This is a genomic window from Rathayibacter sp. VKM Ac-2759 (genome assembly GCF_009834225.1).
Lineage (GTDB): Bacteria > Actinomycetota > Actinomycetes > Actinomycetales > Microbacteriaceae > Rathayibacter.
In genome coordinates, this window is record NZ_CP047176.1 from 163114 (window position 1) to 181818 (window position 18705).

An 18705-nucleotide genomic window follows, 5' to 3' on the forward strand; every position below is an offset into this window, starting at 1 on the left:
GTGACCGAGGACAACGCGCCGACCGAGGAAGCCGGGCCCTCCGCCTCCGTCGAGGCCACGACGAACGGCGTCGGACCGTGGCAGGGCGAGTGGCCGACCGACGCGCGGCTCGACCCCGAGCTGCTCGCGCACGGCGACTCCCGCAACGTCGTCGACCGCTTCCGCTACTGGCGGATGGACGCGATCGTCGCCGAGCTCGACAGCACGCGGCACCCGTTCCACGTCGCCATCGAGAACTGGCAGCACGACATGAACATCGGCTCGATCGTCCGCAGCGCCAACGCGTTCGGGGCCGAGGCCGTGCACATCGTCGGGCGCCGCCGCTGGAACAAGCGCGGCGCGATGGTGACCGACCGCTACCAGCACGTGCAGCACCACGAGACGGTCGCCGACCTCGTGCAGTGGGCGGCGGAGGCGGAGGTGCCGCTGATCGCGATCGACAACGTCCCGGGCTGCGTGCCCCTCGAGACCTACGCCCTGCCGGAGCGGTGCGTGCTGCTGTTCGGGCAGGAGGGTCCGGGGCTGTCCGCGGAGGCGCTCGCCGCCTCCGACGCGATCCTCGAGATCTCGCAGTTCGGCTCGACCCGCTCGATCAACGCCTCGGCCGCGGCCGCCGTGACGATGCACGCCTGGGTCCTGCAGCACGTCCGCTTCTGAGAACGCGGCCTCACCGGCTTCCTCGCCGATCGAACAGCGGACCCGCATACCTGCCGGTCGAGCAGCCCCGCAGGGGCGTGTCGGGACCCGTCGGCATCCGCAGATCGGCCTCTGATCCGGCCTTCTGACGCTGGTGTATCTCGATACGCCTGCTGCGCGGGCTGCTCGATCAGCAGGAAGCGCTCCGCCTGCGCCGGATGTCGGAGAGGTACCCGCACGCGCTCGTGGGAGGAGGTCGATCCGTCATGAATGGCTGGCTCGAGTCGCCCCGGGGAGCCGTTCGCGACCGATCGACCCTCGACCGGGAGACCCGGGCGCAGACGGCGTCCCCCGGACCGCCGTTCGCGCTGCGCGTGCGGGCGACGGAGTCCGGGTCGGCTCAGACGACGGCGTCGGGCGGGAACTCCGACTCGATCGGCTCGGACGAGAGCAGCTCGTGCACGCCGCTCAGCACCTCGTCGGGACGGAACGGGTAGCGCTCCATCTCGGCGCGGTCGCTGATGCCCGTGAGCACCAGGACCGTGTGCAGGCCGGCCTCGATGCCCGCGATGATGTCGGTGTCCATGCGGTCGCCGATCATGCCGGTGTTCTCGCTGTGCGCGCCGATCTTGTTCATCGCCGACCGGAACATCATCGGGTTCGGCTTGCCGACCACGTACGGGTCCTTGCCGGTCGCCTTCGTGATCAGCGCCGCGATCGCTCCGGTCGCCGGCATCACGCCCTCGGCACTGGGCCCGGTCGCGTCCGGATTGGTCACGATGAACCGGGCGCCGTTGACGATCAGGCGGATCGCCTTCGTGATCGCCTCGAAGCTGTAGTTGCGGGTCTCGCCGACGACCACGTAGTCGGGCGCCGTCTCGGTCATGATGAAGCCGGCCTCGTGGAGCGCCGTCGTGATGCCGGCCTCGCCGATCACGAACGCACTGCCCCCTGGCATCTGCGACGCGCAGAAATCGGCCGTCGCGAGGGCGCTCGTCCAGATCCGCTCCTCGGGCACGTGCAGCCCCGACGCCCGCAGCCGCGCCGCCAGATCCCGCGGAGTGAAGATCGAGTTGTTGGTGAGCACCAGGAACGGGACACCGGCGTCCGTCCACTCCTGGATCAGCTCGGGCGCCCCGGGGAGCGCCTTGTTCTCGTGCACCAGCACGCCGTCCATGTCGGTCAGCCAGCACTCGACATCATTGCGGTTAGTCGCCATCCCCCGATGCTATCCGCGGATCGCCGCCCGGTCGCGGCGCTCGCGGCGTTGTCGTCGGTCGCCGTAGCTCCGCTACGACTTCCTCCTCCGCCTTGCGATCACCACGACCGGACGACGATCCGCGGGTGGGCGGGGGGGGCGACGTTGTCGCGCGTCGCGGTGGTTCCGGTGCGACTCCTTGCTCCGCCTTGCGATCACCACGATCGGGCGACGATCCCGGGGTGGGCGGGGGCCGCGGCGTTGTCGCGCGATGCCGTGGTTCCGGGACGACTCCTGACGCGCCTTGCGGGCGCCGCGATCGGACGAGGGGCCGGCCAGGGAGCTCGGCGATGGTGGAGCCGGGCGACCTCGCGGGAGATCGGACGGGGCTCCCCGGACCGGCACAGGAGGAGCGGGATAGCCTGGGGGCATGAGTGGCGAGAACCTGCTGGGCCCCGAACCGACCCTCCTCCCCGACGAGCCCGCGGTGACCGCGGCACTCGCCAAGCACACGAACCCCGGAGCCGTCGAGTTCGCCGCGCTCGCCGCAGCGCACCCGCGCTCCCCGCTCGCCTGGGCCCTGCTGGCCGACAGTGTCTGGGGGATCGACGCCGCGCTGCCCTCCTACGCCTACGCCCGCGTCGGCTACCACCGCGGCCTCGACCTCCTCCGCACCGCCGGCTGGCGCGGCCAAGGCCCCATCCCCTGGCGCCACGGACCCAACCGCGGCTTCCTCCTCGCCCTCTACGCCCTCCGCCGCGCCGCCGAATCGATCGGCGAGACCGACGAGGTCGACCGCCTCACCGGCTTCCTCCAGCAGGCCGACCCCATCGCGATCCCCGAGATCGAGCGGTACCACGAGGATGCATTACCCCCCACCGCCGCCATCGTCATCCTCGGGGCGGATTAGCGCTCAGTCACGCCGCTCGCGGCGTTGTCGTCGGGCGCCGTAGCTCCGCTACGACTTCCTCCTCCGCCTTGCGATCACCGCAACTGAGCGCTAATCCGCACACGGTTGCAGGCGGGGCCGTGCCTGCGGCACGAGCCTTGAGGGGCCGCGCTTTCAGCGCGAGCGGTAGCCAGGGGGCCGCGCCTTCGGCGCGAGCGGTAGCCGGAGGGGCCGCGCTTTCAGCGCGAGCAGTACCCAGGGGGCCGCGCTTTCAGCGCGAGCAGTAGCCAGGGGGCCGCGCTTTCAGCGCGAGCGGTAGCCGGGGGGCCGCGCTTTCAGCGCGAGCGGTAGCCGGGGGGCCGCGCCTTCGGCGCGAGCAGTAGCCGGAGGGGCCGCGCTTTCAGCGCGAGCAGTGTCCAGGGAGGGGCGGGCCTTCGGCGTGAGCGGGTGCTGGGTGGGCGCGTCTTCGGGCGACGGTGGCGGGGGTCTGGGCGTGCAGCTGAGGCTGTGCGGGGCTTTCTGCACGAGGGTCGGGGGAGCGATCCGTTGAGCCTCGGTTGCGCGGGCCGAGAGGGTGCGCCGGGGGTCGGGCGCGCAGAAAGGGGCAGCGAGAGCGGGAAGGGGTCAGCGGTCGGGGGCGGCCGGGCGGGAGCGGAGGAAGGCGGCGGTCGCGAGGGACAGGAGGGCGCCGAGGGCGGCGGCGGAGGCGGTGACGGTGAAGCCGGACTGGGCGCCGGCGGACTCGACGGCGAGGCCGCTCAGGGCGGAACCGGCGGTGACGCCCAGGGCGAGGCCCGTGGGCGGCCAGGCGAGGGCCTCGGTGAGGCGGCTGCGGGGCGAGATCGTCTCGACGAGGCTCGAGCCGGTGATCAGGAGCGGCGAGGTCGCCAGGCCCGCGACGAAGGCCAGCACCGCGAGCACGGGCAGCGAACCGGCCAGCAGGAGCACGGGCACCACGACGCCGAAGACGAGGCCCGCGACGACGAAGCGCGAGCGCGGCGAGCCGGGCAGACGAGCGGCGCCCACGACGACTCCGGTGAGCACGCTGCCGATGCTGTACGCCGACAGGAGGAGCCCCGACGCGGCCTCCGCGCCCGCCGCCTCCGCCGTGGCGATCGCGGCGACGTTGAACGAGCCGAAGACTCCGCCGATCGCGGCGAAGACCGCGACGACGCCGACGAGCCCGAGGGGGAGGCGGATGCGCACCCTGGTCCGGTCGGCGACGGGCGCGAGCGGCGGCTGCGTACCCACCTGCGCGAGCAGGGCGACGCCTCCGACGAGCCCGATGCCCAGGCCCACGACGACGCCGGCGGCCGGGTGCACCAGCGTGGCGAGCAGCGTCACGACCGGCGGAGCGACGACGAAGGCGGCCTCGTCGGCCACCGACTCGACCGAGTACGCGGTGTGCCGGAGGGCCGGATCGGAGGTGGTGGCGCTCCAGCGCGAGCGGACGGCCGAGCCGATGTCGATCACCGAGACGCCGGCGACGACGGCGAGCGCGAACCAGGTCCAGACCGGCGCGCCGAGCAGCACGGCGGCGACGAGGCCGAGGGAGGCGGCGACGAGCAGCGGGAGCGACAGGGCGAGCGCGCGGCGCTGGCCCCAGCGGTCCATGACCCGCGACCAGAGCGGGCCGGCCGCGGCGAGCGAGAGGGTCAGCGTCCCCGAGACGGCGCCGCCGAGCGCGTAGCTGCCCGAGACGTCCGTCACCATCACCAGGACGCCGATCGCGAGGCTGCCCTTGGGGAACCGCCCGATCCAGCCGGAGGAGGAGAAGGCGAGCGAGCCGGGGATCGCGAACGCCTGCGCGTACCGCCCGGTCGCGCGGCCGAGGGCTGATCGGCGCGGAGGCGCCTGGGGGTCTGGCATCGTCGGGTCCGAATCCTGGACGCCCGAAAGCGGAGGACGCTCCACTGGCTGCTCGGACGACCGGACGAGTCTACCGACCGCGACGGAGACGGCCGCGGCGAGCAGAATGGGGCGATGGACCCCCTCGCGACCCTCCTGAACGAGCTGCCGGGTGCGGAGGCGAGCCACCCCTTCGGACCCGGCACCCTGGTCTGGAAGGTCGGCGGCAAGGTGTTCGCGCTCGAGTCGGAGCGGTTCGGCCGCCCGGTCGTGAGCGTGAAGGCGCTGCCCGAGAACGTGGTGCACCTGGTCGCCGGCGTCGACGGCGTCGAGCCCGGGTACCACCTGAACAAGCGGCACTGGGTGACCGTCGACGCCGGCGGGCGGGTCGACGAGGGGCTGCTGCTCGAGCTGGTGACCGAATCGCACGCGATCGTCGTCGCGAAGCTGCCGAAGCGCCTCCGCCTGACCCTCGACGGCACGGCGAGCGGCTCGCTGAACGACGACCGCTGAGGCGTGTTGCGGCGTGTGACGGGAGCGGGTGCGCCCGCGCGGGCGCGCGCCTAGCGTGGCGACGACGAATCACCCGCCCCGACGAGAGGCCCCGCGATGTCCCCCCGCACCCGCCTGCAGATCACGGTCGAGACCGCCTGCGAGCGCGGCGGGATGTGCGTGCACGACCGCGCCGGTCACGGACTCGGCGCGCTGCAGCTGCGGTTGGCCCGCGCGACCCCGAGCGGCTGGACGGACGCGCTGGTCGCCTCCGTCGACGAGGACGGCTGGATCGGCCTGGTGGCCTGGGAGTCGGGCGCGACCGTGCGGGTCTGGCACCACGCGCCGACGGCGCTCGCCGCGGGCGCACCCGTCTCGCTGCACGAGCGCTACGGAGTGCTCGCGGCAGGAGACGGGCTGATCAGCGTCGCGCGCTGACGATCACGCGGTCGCCATCGAGGCGAGCATCGCCTCGCAGGCCTTCATGCAGTCCTCGCAGGCCATCGCGCAGAGACGGCAGGTCTCGCTCATCCCGGCGTGGCTCGAGCACTCCTCAATGCAGGCGCGGCACATCGCGATGCACGCCTCGAGCATCGGGCGCATCGTCATCGCGTCCATGCTCATCGGCCGCATCATCATGCGCATCAGGGTGGTGCACATGTCGGCGCAGCTCGCGCACATCGAGGCGCAGCGGCCCATGCCCTCCATGCCCGCCATCGCGTCGGAGCACATGGTGCACGCCTGCATGCAGACGGAGCACGCGTCGATGCAGGCCTGCATCGCGGTCGTGTCCATCGTGGCGCCGCCCGACATCGGCATCGCCCTCATCATGTCGTCCATCGTGCCCATGTCGCGTCTCCGTCGTGCTCGAGGTGGAGCGGACGTCGCGTGGGCATCCGCGGGGGATGCCTCCGATGGTAGGCCGGTGCCCGCCCGGCGTCACCTGCGGGGCGGCCCGATCCCGCGGAGCGGTGGGGACGGCCCACCGAGAGGGCCGTCCCCACCGCTCGAGGGTCAGATGCCGTAGGAGCGGAGGTAGGCGGCGGTGTCGTGCCAGCCCTCGACCGCGAAGCACTCGACGCCCATGGCCTTCACCGGGTAGTCGTTGCCGTCGGGGTCGAGGCGGTCGCCGACGAAGATCATGTCGTCGAGGGGGATGCCGGTCAGCTCGGTGAGCTTGTTCATCCCGTAGGCCTTGTCGATGCCCTTGCGGGTGATGTCGACCGAGGTCGAGCCGCCGGAGCGCACCTCGAGGTCGGGCAGCACGGCCTGGACGGCCTCGCGGAGGGTGTTCTTCTTCTCGCCCGTCGGGTCCCACGCCTGCTTGATCGCGACGGGCGCCGCCTGGCCGAGGGCCGAGAACGTGATCTGGGAGTCGCGGTCCTCGAGGATCGGACCCCAGGTCTCGGACTCCCAGTAGCCGAGCTCCTTCGCCTTCTCCTCGACGGCCGCGAGGGCGCGCGACTTCTCGTCGTCGGTGAGGTTCTCGGCGTAGATCTGCTTCCACTCGCTGTCGTCGAACCGGTAGTACTGCGTGCCGCAGGTGGGCATGAGGTGGAGCTTGGCGAGCACCGCGGGGTCGGCGCCCTCGAGGCGGTCGAGCACCTGCATCCGGAACTGCGCGATCTGCCCGCCGGAGATGATGCAGACCTCGGTGGCCTGGAGCAGCCGCACGAAGAGATCGGCCATCTCGGGATCGATCGGGGACTTCGAGGCGGCGAGGGTGTCGTCGAGGTCGAAGGCCATCAGGCGGGGCAGGGTGCTCATGGATCTCGTTTCACGGTCTGCGGACGTACGGCGGTATCGAGGATACGGGGCGGGGTCACCAGGGCGCGCGCGGCCCGGCGGTGGCGTGCTCCGAGCGCAGACTGGAGGCATGACCGCACCCATGCCTCCCGCCGGCGGGCGACGCTCCGTCCCGCGGACGATCGCCCGGATCCTCCTGGGCCTCGTGCTCGTCACGGCGGGGATCGGGCACCTGAGCTTCGCCCGGCAGTCCTTCCAGGCGCAGGTGCCGCCCTGGCTCCCGTTCGATCCCGACGTCGTGGTCGTCGCGTCGGGCGTCGTCGAGATCGTGCTCGGGCTCTCGCTCGTGCTGCTCGCGCGGTGGCGCGTGGTCGTGGGAGTCGTGGTCGCCGCGTTCTTCGTGGCGGTGTTCCCGGGCAACGTCTCGCAGCTCGTGACGCGCACCCCGGCCTTCGGCCTCGAGACGGACGCCGCGCGCGCGACCCGGCTCGTCTTCCAGCCGCTGCTCGTCGTCTGGGCGCTCTGGTCGACGGGCGCGTTCTCGGCCTGGCGGGCGCGCCGGCGCGCATCCCGGAGCTGACGGCGGCTCAGCCCGCCGTCGCCCTCCGCGCCAGGTAGGCGGCCTCGGTGCGGGTGGACGCGCCGAGCTTGCGCAGGATGTTCGAGACGTGCACGCTCGCCGTCTTGACGCTGATGAAGAGCTCCTCGGCGATGGCGCGGTTGCCGAGGCCCTGCGCGACGAGCTCGAGGACCTGGCGCTCGCGGTCGGTCAGCGGCTCGGTGCCGAGCGGAGCGGCGCCCGGCGTCGCCTCACCGCGCCCGAGGCGGCGCTCGAAGCGGTCGACGGCGTCGACGAGCAGCCCGAGCCCTGCGCGCTCGGCGACGGCGCAGGCGGCGCGCGCCTCCCGCTCCGCCTCCTCGCGCCGTCCCGCGGCGGCCAGCGCCTCGGCGAGGCGGAGCCGGGAGTAGGGGAGCAGGTGCACGAGCGCGGTGGGCGCCTCGTTGGCCGCGGCGGCGGCGGCCCAGAGAGCGGGGTCGTCGCCCGTGCCGGAGGCGCCGCCGAGCTCGGCCTCGATCACGGCGACGAACGCGGGCGCGGTCGGCCAGCCGGCGGCGGTGGCGAGGATCGCCCGCAGGCGCGCCTCCGCATCGACGGATCGGCCCTCGCGGTCGACGAGGAGGACGCCCTCGCGGCGGGCGGTCGCGACGATGCGCGCGACGACGACGAGCAGGAGGAGGTCGGCGGAGGGGAGGGGGCGGTGCTCCGGACCGATCGCGTCGCGGACCTCGGCCCAGGCTCCCGTGACGTCGCCGTTCTCGAGCGCGATCGCGCCGGCGACCTTCGCGAGACCGACGAGCGAGTGCCGCTCCGTGCGCAGCTGCCGGCTCATCGGCTGCCGCCACCGCGCGAGCAGGGCGGCCGCCTCCCGGGGGTCGCCGCGCCACAGCACCGTCCAGAGCTTCCGGCGCTGCAGGTGCGCGGCGAAGCCCAGCGGGGCGTCGAGCTCGAGCGCCCGGTCGAGCAGCTCCTCGGCGCGGCGCCACTCGCCGACGGAGGCGAGGGCGTCGGCGGTGTTGGCCATCAGCATCGCGCCGAGCGTGCGCGCGACCCCGTGCCGTCGGGCGTGCTCGGCACCCTCCTCGGCCGCGGTCACCGCCTCGCGGAACCGGCCGACGAGCGAGAGCGCATCGGAGAGGTTGAGCCAGTAGCGCAGGCGGGCGGAGTCGTCGTCACCCGCGAGCGCGCCGGCCAGCTCGAGCTGAGCGAGGCCCTCGTCGACCCGCCCGAGCTCGACGAGCGCCATGCCGCGGATGTTCGTCGCGACGCTCCTGCGCCCCTGCGACCCGACCGCCTCCGCCTCCACCGCCGCCGCGTCGGCGACGGCGACGGCCTCGTCGAGGTCGGCCTCGAGCATCAGCCGGGCGGCGAGCTCGCCGAGGATCCGGGCGCGCAGCACGCTCGGCTCTGCGCCCTCGAGGAGGGCGAGCGCCTCCCGCAGCAGGACGACGGAGCCGACCTGCCCGAGGTTCGCGAGGTAGGACGCCTTGTCGCGCAGGAGCGTCGCCCGGCGGGGCGCAGCGAGGCCGTCGATCGCGAGCGCCTCGTCGACGAGCGCGATCGCCCGCTCGCTCTCGCCCGCATCGCGGAAGTGGTGGGCGGTCGAGCCCAGGAGCTCGGCCCGGTCGCGGCCGCGCGCCTCGGCCGGCACCTGCTCCCACAGCTCGAGCGCCCGCTCGCCCATGCGCGCGGCGAGGGCGTGGGCGAAGGACGCCCGCGCGTGCGCCATGGCGGTCAGCGAGGCGGCGAACGCCCGCTCGGAGTCGTGCGCGGCCATCCAGTGGTACGAGATCTCGGAGGCGGCGGCCGGGCCCCGCGCCTCGAGCGCGTCGGCGTAGCAGGTGTGGGCGCGGACCCGCTCGCCCGGCAGCAGCTCGTCGTGGATGGCGTCGCGGACGAGGGCGTGCCGGAAGCTGTAGCTGCTGCCGTCGACGACGAGCACGCCGCCCGCGATCGCCTCGCGCGCGGCGGTCTCGACGGCGTCGGCGTCGCCGTGGACCACGGCGATCAGGTCGTGCTCGACGCAGGTGCCGCCCGCCGAGAGGGTGCGCAGGATCTTCTGCGTGGGCTCGCTCAGTCCGTCGTAGCGGGCGAGGAGGACGTCGCGCAGCGACTCCGGGTAGCACTCGGGGACGCTCGCCGCCTCGGCGCGCGCGAACTCCTCGACGAAGAACGGCACCCCCTCGGTGCGCTCGACCACGAGGGCGAGGTCGCGCGGGGCGACCTGCGTGCCGCGGAGCGACGCGACCATCGCCTCGACTCCGCGCCGGTCGAGCCGCGCGAGCTCGCGCCGCTGCACCCGGTCGCTCCGCTCGAGCTCGGGGAGCCAGCTGCGCAGCGGGTCGCCCCGGCGCAGCTGATCGCTCCGGAAGGTGAGGACCACGAGGATCCGCCCGGCGGACGCGACGCGCACCAGGAAGCGCAGGACCCCGATCGTCGCCGGGTCGACCCAGTGCAGATCCTCGACGACGAGCACGATCGGGCGGAGCGCGGACGCCGCCTCGAGCGCGACGGTCACCGCCTCGAGCACGGGAGGAGCGGCCGCGGCGGGCTCCCCGCTCGCGGGCAGCTCGGGGAGCAGGATGCGCAGCCCTTCGGCCGACGGGCCGGCCATCGCGGCGAGCTCGTCCGAGCCGACGACGCGCGCCAGCTCGCGCAGCGGCGCGGTGATCGGCGCGTAGGGCGGGGCGTCGCGGTCGAGATCGACGCACTGGCCGCGCAGCACGAGCGCCTCGGGCGGCAGCCGCTGCACGAACTCGGCCACGAGCCGGCTCTTGCCGATGCCCGCCTCGCCGCCGACGACGACCGTGCGCGTGCCGTCGACGAGAACGCGCTCGTAGGCCCGCCGCAGCGCCGCGAGGTCGTCGTCGCGCCCCACGAGGGCGGTCGGGGCGAGCGGGAGGGGCATGGGCATCATGGTGCCACCGACCTCCGTCGCCGGAGGGGGTGCGGCGGGCGTCGTGTCGGTTTCCCGCGGGTCGCCGACCGGAACGGCCCGCACCCCGTCAGGGGCGGGCGTGGAGCGGGCGGTGGAGGAGGCGGAGCAGCCCGCTCCGCCGGGGAGCAGGGCGGCGCGGCTCGCGCTCGCGGCGCAGGCGCTCGACCTCTGCGGCCCGGTCGAGGCGCCGCTCCCGGTCCTCCAGAAGGGTGGGGAAGGAGTACTCGCTGAGCATCATGCCGGTCCTCTCGTCGTGGTGATGAGGAGAGGCTCGCGCGGGAGTGCTGCCCGGGGCATCGGGCGGTCGCCCTATCCCGGGAGCGGAGGCGGCTCGCGCGCCTGAGTCGCCGGGCGCCCCGATCGCGGTGCCGGCTCGCGCGTCCGAGCTGGCGGGCGCCTCCGATCGGGGAAGGCGGCCCGCGAGGGGTGTCGACGGAGGAATCGGGCCCACGATCCGCGGAACGGCGCGGATCGGGACGGATAGGGCGATCGCCCGATGCGGCCCGGGGGGCCTTACGCGGATCGTCGTCCTCGGTGCAGACAGCGCCCGGGTCTCAAGGAGTTCGCCATGGTCTTCCTCATCGTCGTCGCCGCCCTGATCGTCTGGGCGGTCGTCGCCGCCGTCGTTGCCGTCGTGCGCGACGGCTACGGTCCGCTCCCCACGCGGACGGGTGCTGAGCGTGTCGCGACTGCCGACGCACCTCGGGCTCGTTGAATCGAGTCCGGCTCGCGGGAATCGTCGGATCCGGCGAGCCGAACCGGATTCTGCGAGCCGGAGGTCGTCGGGCGCGACTCGTGGCGCGCCTCCGGCTCGTGGAACGCCGTTCGGCTCGCAGAATCCCGAGGATCCTGCGAGCCGAACGTGTTCTGACGAGCCGGAGGTGCTCCGGCGGTGCCTCCGCTACGCGGTGCGGCGGCGGCGCACGATCAGCAGCGCGGCGCCCGAGAGGAGCAGCAGCAGCGCTCCGAGGAACGCGCCCGACTCGACTCCGGTGTTCGCGAGCGGGCCGGAGTGGGAGCCTCCGGCCACGGGGACCGCGGTGGTCGTCGGGGCCGGAGCCGCGGTGGGCTGCTCGGTCGGCGTCCCGGGCTCGACGGGCGTGCCCGGCTCGGCCGGCACCTCCGCCGCGACCGACGTCAGCGACCAGTTGGCATCGAAGAAGTCGGCCTGGTCGATCACGCCGCGAGCGCTGGCCCAGTCGATGAGCAGCTGGCGGATCTCCTGCAGCTCGTCGTAGACGACCGGTGCCTCGGCGACCGCGGGGTAGGCGCCTCCGCCGCTCTGGCGGTAGTTGTTGACCGCCATCACGAAGACGTCGTCATCGGCGACCGGGGTGCCGTCGGGGTGCGCGAGGTCGCGGATCCGCGAACCGGCGGGCTGTGAGATGTCGATCACGTAGTCGATGCCCGAGAGCGCGTCGTAGTTGTAGTCGGGGATGCCGGTCGGGCGGTCGGGCGTGACCGCGTTCGTGCCCGTCGCCGGGTCGAACGGAGCACCCGGGGCGACCTGGGTGAAGTAGCGCGCCGAGAACTCGAGGTACTCGCGCACCTCCGCGCCCGTCAGCTCGACTCCGCGCAGGGTGTTCTCATAGATGTAGAGACCGGCGATGTCGCGGATCGTGACCTGCCCCTCCGGGAAGACCGCCGTGCGCGAGAACGGGGACGCCTGCGAGATGACCGGGACGTCGGCCCACTCCGTTCCCTCGAGCGCCGCGTCGACCGTCTCGGCCTGGACGTTGTTGATGAAGTCGATGATCGGGGTGTCCTCGTAGCGCGAGGTCTCGGCCGAGAGCTCCTCCACCGACTCCGCGACGGGAGTGTTGACGTAGTCGATCGTCGTGGCGTGCTGCTCGGCGAGCGCGTCGAGCACGGCGGTCGACTCCTCGGGGATGTCGCGCGCGTAGACGGGCGTCGCGACCGGAGCCGCGCCCTCCGACCAGTCGACCTGCAGGTCGCCCGCGGTGTCGGGCACCAGGTTCAGCGTCACCTCGGTGAGGCCCTGCGCCCAGTAGTAGGGCTGCGTCACGAGGACCTGCTCGCCGGCGACGTTCGTGTAGAGCGTCTGCGGCACGTCCTGGTGGCTGTGGCCCGCGACGACGACGTCGATGCCGGGCACCTGCGTCGCGATGTTGTTGACCACGTCCTCGTTGAGGTCCGCGGGGTCGTAGTCGGCGTCGGCGACCGTGCCCTGGCCAGTGTGCGCGAGGACGACGACCACGTCGGCCTGCTCCTCGACGATCGGGACCCACTTCTTCGCGGTCTCGACCATGTCGTCGAAGCGGAGCACGCCGTCGACGTACTGCTTGTCCCAGACGCGGACGCCGGGGGTGACCAGGCCGAGGACGCCGACCGTGACGGTCTCGCCGTCGATCTCGCGCTCGATCAGCGTGTAGGGGTCGTGGTACGGCTCGCCGGTCGCGACGTCGACGACGTTCGCACCGAGCAGCGGGGCGTTCAGATCGCCCTCGTAGGCGCTGAGCATGTCGAGCCCGTAGTTGTACTCGTGGTTGCCGACGACCTGGGCGTCGTAGCCGATGGTGTTGAAGGCGGTGGCCATCGGATGCGTCGTCTCGTCCGCGAGGACGCCCGCGGCTCCGTCGCCGAGACCGTAGTAGTAGGTGAGCGGCGTGCCCTGGATCGCGTCGCCGTTGTCGAAGACGAGGACGGAGTCGTCGCCCTTCTCGGCGCGGAGGCGGTCGACCTCGGTCGCGACGCGGGTGAGCCCGAGGGTGTCCTCGCCCTCGTACGGCGCGTTCGCGAAGTAGTCCCAGTTGTAGACGTGGCCGTGGGTGTCGGTCGTCGACACCAGGGTGAGCTCGACGCCGTCGTCGAGGGTGGCCGCGGTCGCGGTGGGGGCGGCGGTGGCGGCCCCCACGGCGAGAACGGCGAGGAGGCTTGCGGCGCGGAGTGAGCGCATCGGTTTCCTGTTCGCGTGATGGGTGGAGTGTGAACGCTCTCGAACCTATGCGCTCCGTGTGAACGAGTCGTTTCGGGTTCGAGAGCATTGCTCGACGATGGATCGGAGCCGGCCACCTCCGCTCCGGCCGCCCGAGCTCCGGCCGCGCGGCCGCCCGCTCCGCCCTCAGGGCCTCTCCGCTAGAATCGATCGGCTGGCCGCGCGGATGCGGCATCCGATGCCCGGCCGGCCCGCCGAGGCTCGGCGAACCCCGACTCCGCCCACTCGCGAAGGACACGCCATGCCAGCAATCGTCATCACCGGCGCCCAGTGGGGCGACGAGGGCAAGGGACGCGCCACCGACCTCCTCGGCAGCCGGGTCGACTACGTCGTCAAGTTCAACGGCGGCAACAACGCCGGGCACACCGTCGTGGTGGGCGACGAGAAGTACGCCCTGCACCTGCTGCCCTCGGGCATCCTGACCCCGGGGGTCGTGCCCGTCATCGCGAACGGCGTCGTCGTCGACATCGAGGTGCTCTTCCACGAGCTCGAGGCGCTCAGCGCCCGCGGCGTCGACGTCTCGAAGCTGCTCGTCAGCGCGAACGCCCACGTCATCACCAGCTACCACCGCACCCTCGACAAGGTGACGGAGCGCTTCCTCGGCAAGCGCCAGATCGGCACCACCGGCCGCGGCATCGGCCCGGCGTACGCCGACAAGATCAACCGCGTCGGGATCCGCATCCAGGACCTCTTCGACGAGAACATCCTGCGCCAGAAGGTCGAGGGCGCCCTCGACCAGAAGAACCACCTGCTCGTGAAGGTCTACAACCGCCGCGCGATCCTCGTCGAGCAGGTCCTCGAGGACCTGCTGCAGTACACCGAGCGCCTGCGCCCGATGGTGGCCGACACCTCGCTCGTGCTCGCCCAGGCGCTCGACGCCGGCAAGACGGTGCTCTTCGAGGCCGGGCAGGCCACCATGCTCGACGTCGACCACGGCACCTACCCGTTCGTCACCTCCTCCAACGCGACGTCCGGAGGCGCGGCCACCGGCTCCGGAGTCGCCCCCAACCGCATCGAGCGCGTCATCGCGGTCATCAAGGCGTACACGACCCGCGTCGGCGCCGGCCCGTTCCCGACCGAGCTCTTCGACGAGTGGGGCGAGTACCTCCGCAAGCAGGGCTTCGAGTTCGGCACCACCACGGGGCGCCCGCGCCGCTGCGGCTGGTACGACGCCCCGATCGCCCGCTACTCGGCGCGCATCAACGGCGTCACCGACTTCGTCCTCACCAAGCTCGACGTGCTCTCGGGCCTCGAGACGATCCCGGTCTGCGTCGCCTACGACGTCGACGGCGTCCGCCACGACGAGGTGCCCGTCTCGCAGAGCGACTTCCACCACGCGAAGCCGATCTACGAGGAGTTCCCCGGCTGGCAGGAGGACATCTCGGGCTGCCGCGAGTTCTCGGACCTGCCGCAGACGGCGCAGGACTACGTCCGCGCGCTCGAGGCGATGAGCGGCGCCCGCTTCTCGGCGATCGGCGTCGGCCCGGAGCGCGAGCAGGTCGTCGTGCTGCACGACCTGCTCTGACCTCAGAGCCGGTGCAGGCCGCGCTCGATCGCGGCGAGGACCGCCGCCTCCACCTCGGGCCACGCGGTCAGCACCTGCGTCGCTGAGAAGCGGAGGGTGACGTAGCCGTCCTTCGCGGCGAACAGGTCCCGGCGACGGTCGTTCTCGAAGTCGTGCGTGGAGCGGCCGTCGAGCTCGATGATCAGGCTCGAGCCGATCAGGAGATCGACGCGGCCGACCCCGGCGATCCAGACCTGAGTCCTGGCATCGACGCCGATGAGGTGCAGGCGCCAGCGCGCGAGCGTCTCGAGCCCGCTGCCCGCGTCATCACGGACGAAGCCGAGTGCGGCGTGCAGTCTCGCGGGACAGGCGGCGCGGATCCGATCCACGTCGTCGCGGTCGAGGAGCCGCTTCTCGAGCGCGGACTCGAGTGCGACGAGCATGTCCTCCGCACCGGCAGTGCGGCCGAGCTGCAGGAGTGCGTGCCCGATCGAGACCCGCAGCGGCTCGTCGTCCGGCCACGCCGGATCCCAGTGAAGGCGGACTGCGCGCGGCGCTCGCAGGCGCGCAGCGTTCGGTGGGACCCACACGTGCAGCTGACGCGATCTGAGCACCCAGAGCCGCGTCCGTCGCAGCGAAGCGCCCGCCCAGGCGGAAGACGACGAGCGAGGCCTCGGGGAGCAGGCCCGAGGCGTACATGCCGCGGCGGCCGCGAACGAGGGTGCCGGTGGTGACGGCCGAGGCCAGCCGGCGGTCGGTCGCCCCCGCCGCCACCAGCGCACTTCTGCTCGCGATGCCGCCGCGCCGGTGCAGTTCCGCCTCGAGGTCCATCAGCCGAGGATCGCGAGAAGCAGGTCGGTGTGGTCGCCCGATCCGGTGTTCCGGGGCAGGAGGACGAGCGCGCGGGGGTGTGGAGGAGCCGTCTGCGCACTCGTCCGGCGACGTGACGTCAAGAATTCAGGATGGACTCCGTTGGACGTCCGCTTCATGCGGATCCGAGGTCTCTCCGACGAATCCATCCTTCGTTGTCGACGGAGCAGCACCGGAGTGCCCGGATAATCGGCGCATGCAGATCTACGCCGACCTCCCCGCCGTGCGCGCGCGGCAGATCGTGGCCGATGCTCTCGCGATCGCCGTCGCGGTGATCGCCGTGGCCGCCGGCATCGCGGTCGGCACGCTCATCGCCGGGCTCGCCGAGATCGGCCGCCGGCTCGAGAGCGCGGGGAGCGGATTCGGCACGACGATGAGCGACGCGGGGTCGACCCTCGGCGGGATCCCGCTGCTCGGCGACGCCGTCCGGGCGCCCTTCGACGAGGCGAGCGGAGCCGGAGCCGTCCTCGCCGCCGCCGGCCGCGACCAGCAGCAGCTCGCGACGACGCTCGCGGTGGTCGCCGGGCTCGCTGTCGGCGGGCTGCCGCTCCTGCTGCTGGCCGTGCTGTGGCTGCGGCCCCGGCTGCGCTTCGCCCGGCGGACCGCCGAGCTGCGGGCGCTCGGCGCGACGCCGACCGGCTCCGAGCTGCTGGCGCTGCGCGCGCTCACGGAGGCGTCGCCGCGCGACATCCTCGCCGCGCACCCCGATGCGGTCCCCGCCTGGCGCCGGGGCGACTCGGCCGCCACCTCCGCGCTGGCCGCTCTCGCCCTCCGCCGCGCAGGACTCCGGCCCCGCTGACCCGCCCCCGCTGACCCGTCCCCCGGAGGGATGACGCGCCGGAGCCCACGCGGATGACGGGGCGGGCCCGGCGGGCGACGACCGCGACACGGGCGCCTCCGTAGCGTCGGAGGCATGCAGAATCAGACCTCCACCGTCGTGGCGCGCGTCGAGAACGTGCGCAAGCTCTACGGCTCCACGCCTCCCGTCGTCGCCCTCGACGGCGTCACCCTCGCGATCGAGCGCGGCGAGTTCACGGCCGTCATGGGCCCGAGCGGCTCGGGCAAGTCGACCCTCATGCACGTGCTCGCCGGCCTCGACTCCGCCTCGGAGGGCCGCGTGTTCCTCGGCGACGTCGAGATCACCGCGATGGGCGACGCCGAGCTCACCCTGCTCCGCCGGCGCAGCGTCGGGTTCGTCTTCCAGGCGTTCAACCTCGTCCCGACGCTCGACGTGCGCGGCAACATCCGCCTGCCGTTCGAGCTCGACGGCCGGGCGGTCACCGCCGAGGAGGAGGAGTGGATCGGGAGCCTCGTCGTCTCGCTCGGGCTCCGCGAGCGCCTCGCGCACCGGCCCTACGAGCTGTCGGGCGGTCAGCAGCAGCGCGTCGCCATCGCCCGGGCGCTCGCCACCCGCCCGCAGCTGATCTTCGCCGACGAGCCCACCGGCAACCTCGACTCCCGCACCGGGCGGGAGGTGCTGACCCTCCTGCGCACCTCGACCCGCGAGTACGGGCAGTCGATCGCGATGGTGACCCACGACCCGATCGCCGCGGCGTACGCCGACCGCATCGTCTTCCTCCGCGACGGGGTCGTCGTCGACGACCGCCGGGGGATGAGCGCCGAGGAGATCTCGAGCGCCATGCTCGCGATGGAGCGTGCGGCGTGAGCGGCGTCCGCACCGGTTCGCGGCAGGGCGGAGGCGCGATCGTCACCGTCGCGGCCCTCTCGGGGGCGTTCGGCGGCATCCTCGTGCAGCTCATCACCGACCTCACCGCCGCCTTCGCGGCCGCGGGCCTCGACGACGTCGGCCCGATCGGCCTCATGCTCGCCGTCGTCGGTGCCGTCTTCTTCGGCATCGCGGTGTTCGTCGGCGGCGTCGTCACGGCCAACGCGGTCTCGACCGTCATCGCGGGCCGGACCCGCGAGATCGCGCTCCTGCGCCTGCTCGGCGCCTCCGGCCGCTCCCTCCGCGGCGAGATCGTGCGCGGCGGGTTCCGGCAGGGTGTCCTCGGAGCCGGGATCGGCGTGGTCGTCGCGGTCGTGCTGGTCGCCGGCGGCGCCGAGATCGCGTTCCGGACCGGCGCTCTCGACCGCTTCGGGGTGCCGCTCGCCTCGCCGGGACTGGTGCTCCCGTTCCTCGCCGTGGTGGCCTCGACCGTCATCGCCTCGTGGGCGGGGTCGCGCCGCGTGCTCGAGGTCGCTCCGGCCGAGGCGGCGGGTTCCTCCGCCGAGCCGCGCTACGACGAGCTGCGCGGTCGACGCGGGCGCAACGCCGTCGCGATCGTGCTCGTCGTCGTCGGGTTCGCGCTGCTCGCGGGCGGCGTCGTGGTGGGTCTCGTCTCGCCGGCCGGCGTCCTGATCGGCCTGGTGGGCGGGATGGTCTCCTTCACGGGAGTGATCCTCGGCGCGCCGGTGCTGCTGCCTCCGCTGACCTCGCTCGTGGGGAGGGCGTTCGGCCGCGGGCCCGTCGCGCGGCTCGCGTCGGCCAACGCGATCCGGCATCCCGCACGCAGCGCTCGCGCCGTCATCGGGCTCGTGATCGGAGTGACGCTGGTCACGATGTTCGCCGTCGCCGCCGAGACCTTCGGCACGGTCGTGCGGGCCTCCGGCGAGAGGAACCCCGAGGTGATCGCGGCACTCGAGCAGTTCATCTCGGCCAGCACCGCGGTGATGAGCGTGCTGCTCGGCTTCTCGGTCGTGCTCGCGGCGGTCGGCATGGTGAACACCCTGTCGCTGAGCGTGCTGCAGCGCCGCCGCGAGCTGGGGCTGCTCCGCGCGCTCGGACTCACGGCGTCGCAGGTGCGCTCGATGGTCGTCCTCGAAGCGGCGCAGATGATCGTGGCGGCGACCATGCTCGGTCTCCTCCTGGGCATCGCGTACGGCTGGAGCGGCGCGATCGCGGTGTTCGGCTCGCTGCAGGGCGTCGGCCTGATGGCGCCGGGCATCCCCGTGCCCGTGCTCGTCGCCGTGGTCGTCGTCGCCACCGTGATCACCGTGGTCTCGGCGGTCGTGCCCGCGCGCCGCGCGACCCGCGTGACTCCGGTCGCGGCGCTCGCCGTGGCCTGAGCC

18 protein-coding genes are annotated in these 18705 nt (G+C 73.2%); 10 read left to right on the forward strand and 8 right to left on the reverse strand.

Annotated elements, in window-relative coordinates; all coding sequences use genetic code 11:
* On the forward strand, positions 1–657 hold the full coding sequence (locus tag GSU68_RS00755) for an RNA methyltransferase (RefSeq protein WP_159905229.1): 657 nt from the start codon (positions 1–3) through the stop codon (positions 655–657).
* A gap of 379 nt (positions 658–1036) precedes the next feature.
* Here the strand turns inward: GSU68_RS00755 and GSU68_RS00760 are convergent, their stop codons facing one another.
* Positions 1037–1855, reverse strand: a complete 819-nt coding sequence (locus GSU68_RS00760) for an HAD-IIA family hydrolase (RefSeq protein WP_159905230.1) — start codon at positions 1853–1855, stop codon at positions 1037–1039.
* Positions 1856–2264: 409 nt separating this feature from the next.
* On the opposite strand from GSU68_RS00760, the gene GSU68_RS00765 reads away from it, so the two are divergent.
* Positions 2265–2744, forward strand: a complete 480-nt coding sequence (locus tag GSU68_RS00765; RefSeq protein ID WP_159905231.1) for a DUF3151 domain-containing protein — start codon at positions 2265–2267, stop codon at positions 2742–2744.
* Between the two features lie 603 nt (positions 2745–3347).
* Here the strand turns inward: GSU68_RS00765 and GSU68_RS00770 are convergent.
* A complete protein-coding gene (locus GSU68_RS00770) occupies positions 3348–4592 on the reverse strand; it encodes an MFS transporter (RefSeq protein ID WP_159905232.1) in 1245 nt (414 codons plus the stop codon).
* Positions 4593–4706: 114 nt separating this feature from the next.
* On the opposite strand from GSU68_RS00770, the gene GSU68_RS00775 reads away from it, so the two are divergent.
* Positions 4707–5084 (forward strand): MmcQ/YjbR family DNA-binding protein, encoded by a 378-nt coding sequence (locus GSU68_RS00775; protein WP_159905233.1) that lies wholly within the window; start codon positions 4707–4709, stop codon positions 5082–5084.
* Between the two features lie 96 nt (positions 5085–5180).
* Positions 5181–5501, forward strand: coding sequence for a hypothetical protein (locus GSU68_RS00780; protein ID WP_159905234.1), 321 nt, complete (start codon positions 5181–5183; stop codon positions 5499–5501).
* A gap of 3 nt (positions 5502–5504) precedes the next feature.
* On the opposite strand, the gene GSU68_RS00785 is transcribed toward GSU68_RS00780, so the two are convergent.
* Both GSU68_RS00785 and GSU68_RS00790 read right to left on the reverse strand, forming a co-directional pair.
* Complete coding sequence (locus tag GSU68_RS00785) at positions 5505–5912, reverse strand: hypothetical protein (RefSeq protein WP_159905235.1); 408 nt, start codon at positions 5910–5912, stop codon at positions 5505–5507.
* 165 nt (positions 5913–6077) lie between these two features.
* Positions 6078–6830 (reverse strand): HAD-IIB family hydrolase, encoded by a 753-nt coding sequence (locus tag GSU68_RS00790; RefSeq protein WP_159905236.1) that lies wholly within the window; start codon positions 6828–6830, stop codon positions 6078–6080.
* 109 nt (positions 6831–6939) lie between these two features.
* On the opposite strand from GSU68_RS00790, the gene GSU68_RS00795 reads away from it, so the two are divergent.
* Entirely contained in the window at positions 6940–7389 is a 450-nt protein-coding gene (locus GSU68_RS00795; RefSeq protein ID WP_159905237.1) for a DoxX family membrane protein, read from the forward strand.
* Positions 7390–7396: 7 nt separating this feature from the next.
* Here GSU68_RS00795 and GSU68_RS20010 read toward each other — a convergent pair whose 3' ends face one another.
* Together GSU68_RS20010 and GSU68_RS00805 are read right to left on the reverse strand one after the other, a co-directional pair.
* Entirely contained in the window at positions 7397–10276 is a 2880-nt protein-coding gene (locus tag GSU68_RS20010; protein WP_159905238.1) for a helix-turn-helix transcriptional regulator, read from the reverse strand.
* A 97-nt stretch (positions 10277–10373) separates the two neighbouring features.
* Positions 10374–10544: a hypothetical protein gene (locus GSU68_RS00805; protein ID WP_159905239.1), complete on the reverse strand. Its 171-nt coding sequence runs from the start codon at positions 10542–10544 to the stop codon at positions 10374–10376.
* 330 nt (positions 10545–10874) lie between these two features.
* On the opposite strand from GSU68_RS00805, the gene GSU68_RS19600 reads away from it, so the two are divergent.
* The gene (locus tag GSU68_RS19600) at positions 10875–11021 is read left to right on the forward strand and encodes a hypothetical protein (protein WP_167305270.1); all 147 of its coding nucleotides are present in this window, start codon (positions 10875–10877) and stop codon (positions 11019–11021) included.
* A gap of 186 nt (positions 11022–11207) precedes the next feature.
* Here GSU68_RS19600 and GSU68_RS00810 read toward each other — a convergent pair whose 3' ends face one another.
* Positions 11208–13223 (reverse strand): 5'-nucleotidase C-terminal domain-containing protein, encoded by a 2016-nt coding sequence (locus tag GSU68_RS00810; protein ID WP_159905240.1) that lies wholly within the window; start codon positions 13221–13223, stop codon positions 11208–11210.
* A gap of 280 nt (positions 13224–13503) precedes the next feature.
* Here GSU68_RS00810 and GSU68_RS00815 point away from each other — a divergent pair, with 280 nt between their 5' ends.
* On the forward strand, positions 13504–14787 hold the full coding sequence (locus tag GSU68_RS00815) for an adenylosuccinate synthase (protein ID WP_159905241.1): 1284 nt from the start codon (positions 13504–13506) through the stop codon (positions 14785–14787).
* A gap of 2 nt (positions 14788–14789) precedes the next feature.
* Here the strand turns inward: GSU68_RS00815 and GSU68_RS00820 are convergent, their stop codons facing one another.
* The gene (locus GSU68_RS00820) at positions 14790–15209 is read right to left on the reverse strand and encodes a DUF559 domain-containing protein (protein ID WP_159905242.1); all 420 of its coding nucleotides are present in this window, start codon (positions 15207–15209) and stop codon (positions 14790–14792) included.
* A gap of 623 nt (positions 15210–15832) precedes the next feature.
* Between GSU68_RS00820 and GSU68_RS00825 the strand changes: the two genes are divergently transcribed.
* The 3 genes from GSU68_RS00825 (at position 15833) to GSU68_RS00835 (ending at position 18702) form a co-directional block, all read left to right on the forward strand.
* Positions 15833–16435: a hypothetical protein gene (locus GSU68_RS00825; RefSeq protein WP_159905243.1), complete on the forward strand. Its 603-nt coding sequence runs from the start codon at positions 15833–15835 to the stop codon at positions 16433–16435.
* 114 nt (positions 16436–16549) lie between these two features.
* Positions 16550–17302, forward strand: coding sequence for an ABC transporter ATP-binding protein (locus GSU68_RS00830; RefSeq protein ID WP_159905244.1), 753 nt, complete (start codon positions 16550–16552; stop codon positions 17300–17302).
* On the forward strand, positions 17299–18702 hold the full coding sequence (locus GSU68_RS00835; RefSeq protein WP_159905245.1) for an ABC transporter permease: 1404 nt from the start codon (positions 17299–17301) through the stop codon (positions 18700–18702). The genes GSU68_RS00830 and GSU68_RS00835 overlap by 4 nt, the downstream gene beginning before the upstream one ends.
* The last annotated feature ends 3 nt before the right edge of the window (positions 18703–18705 follow it).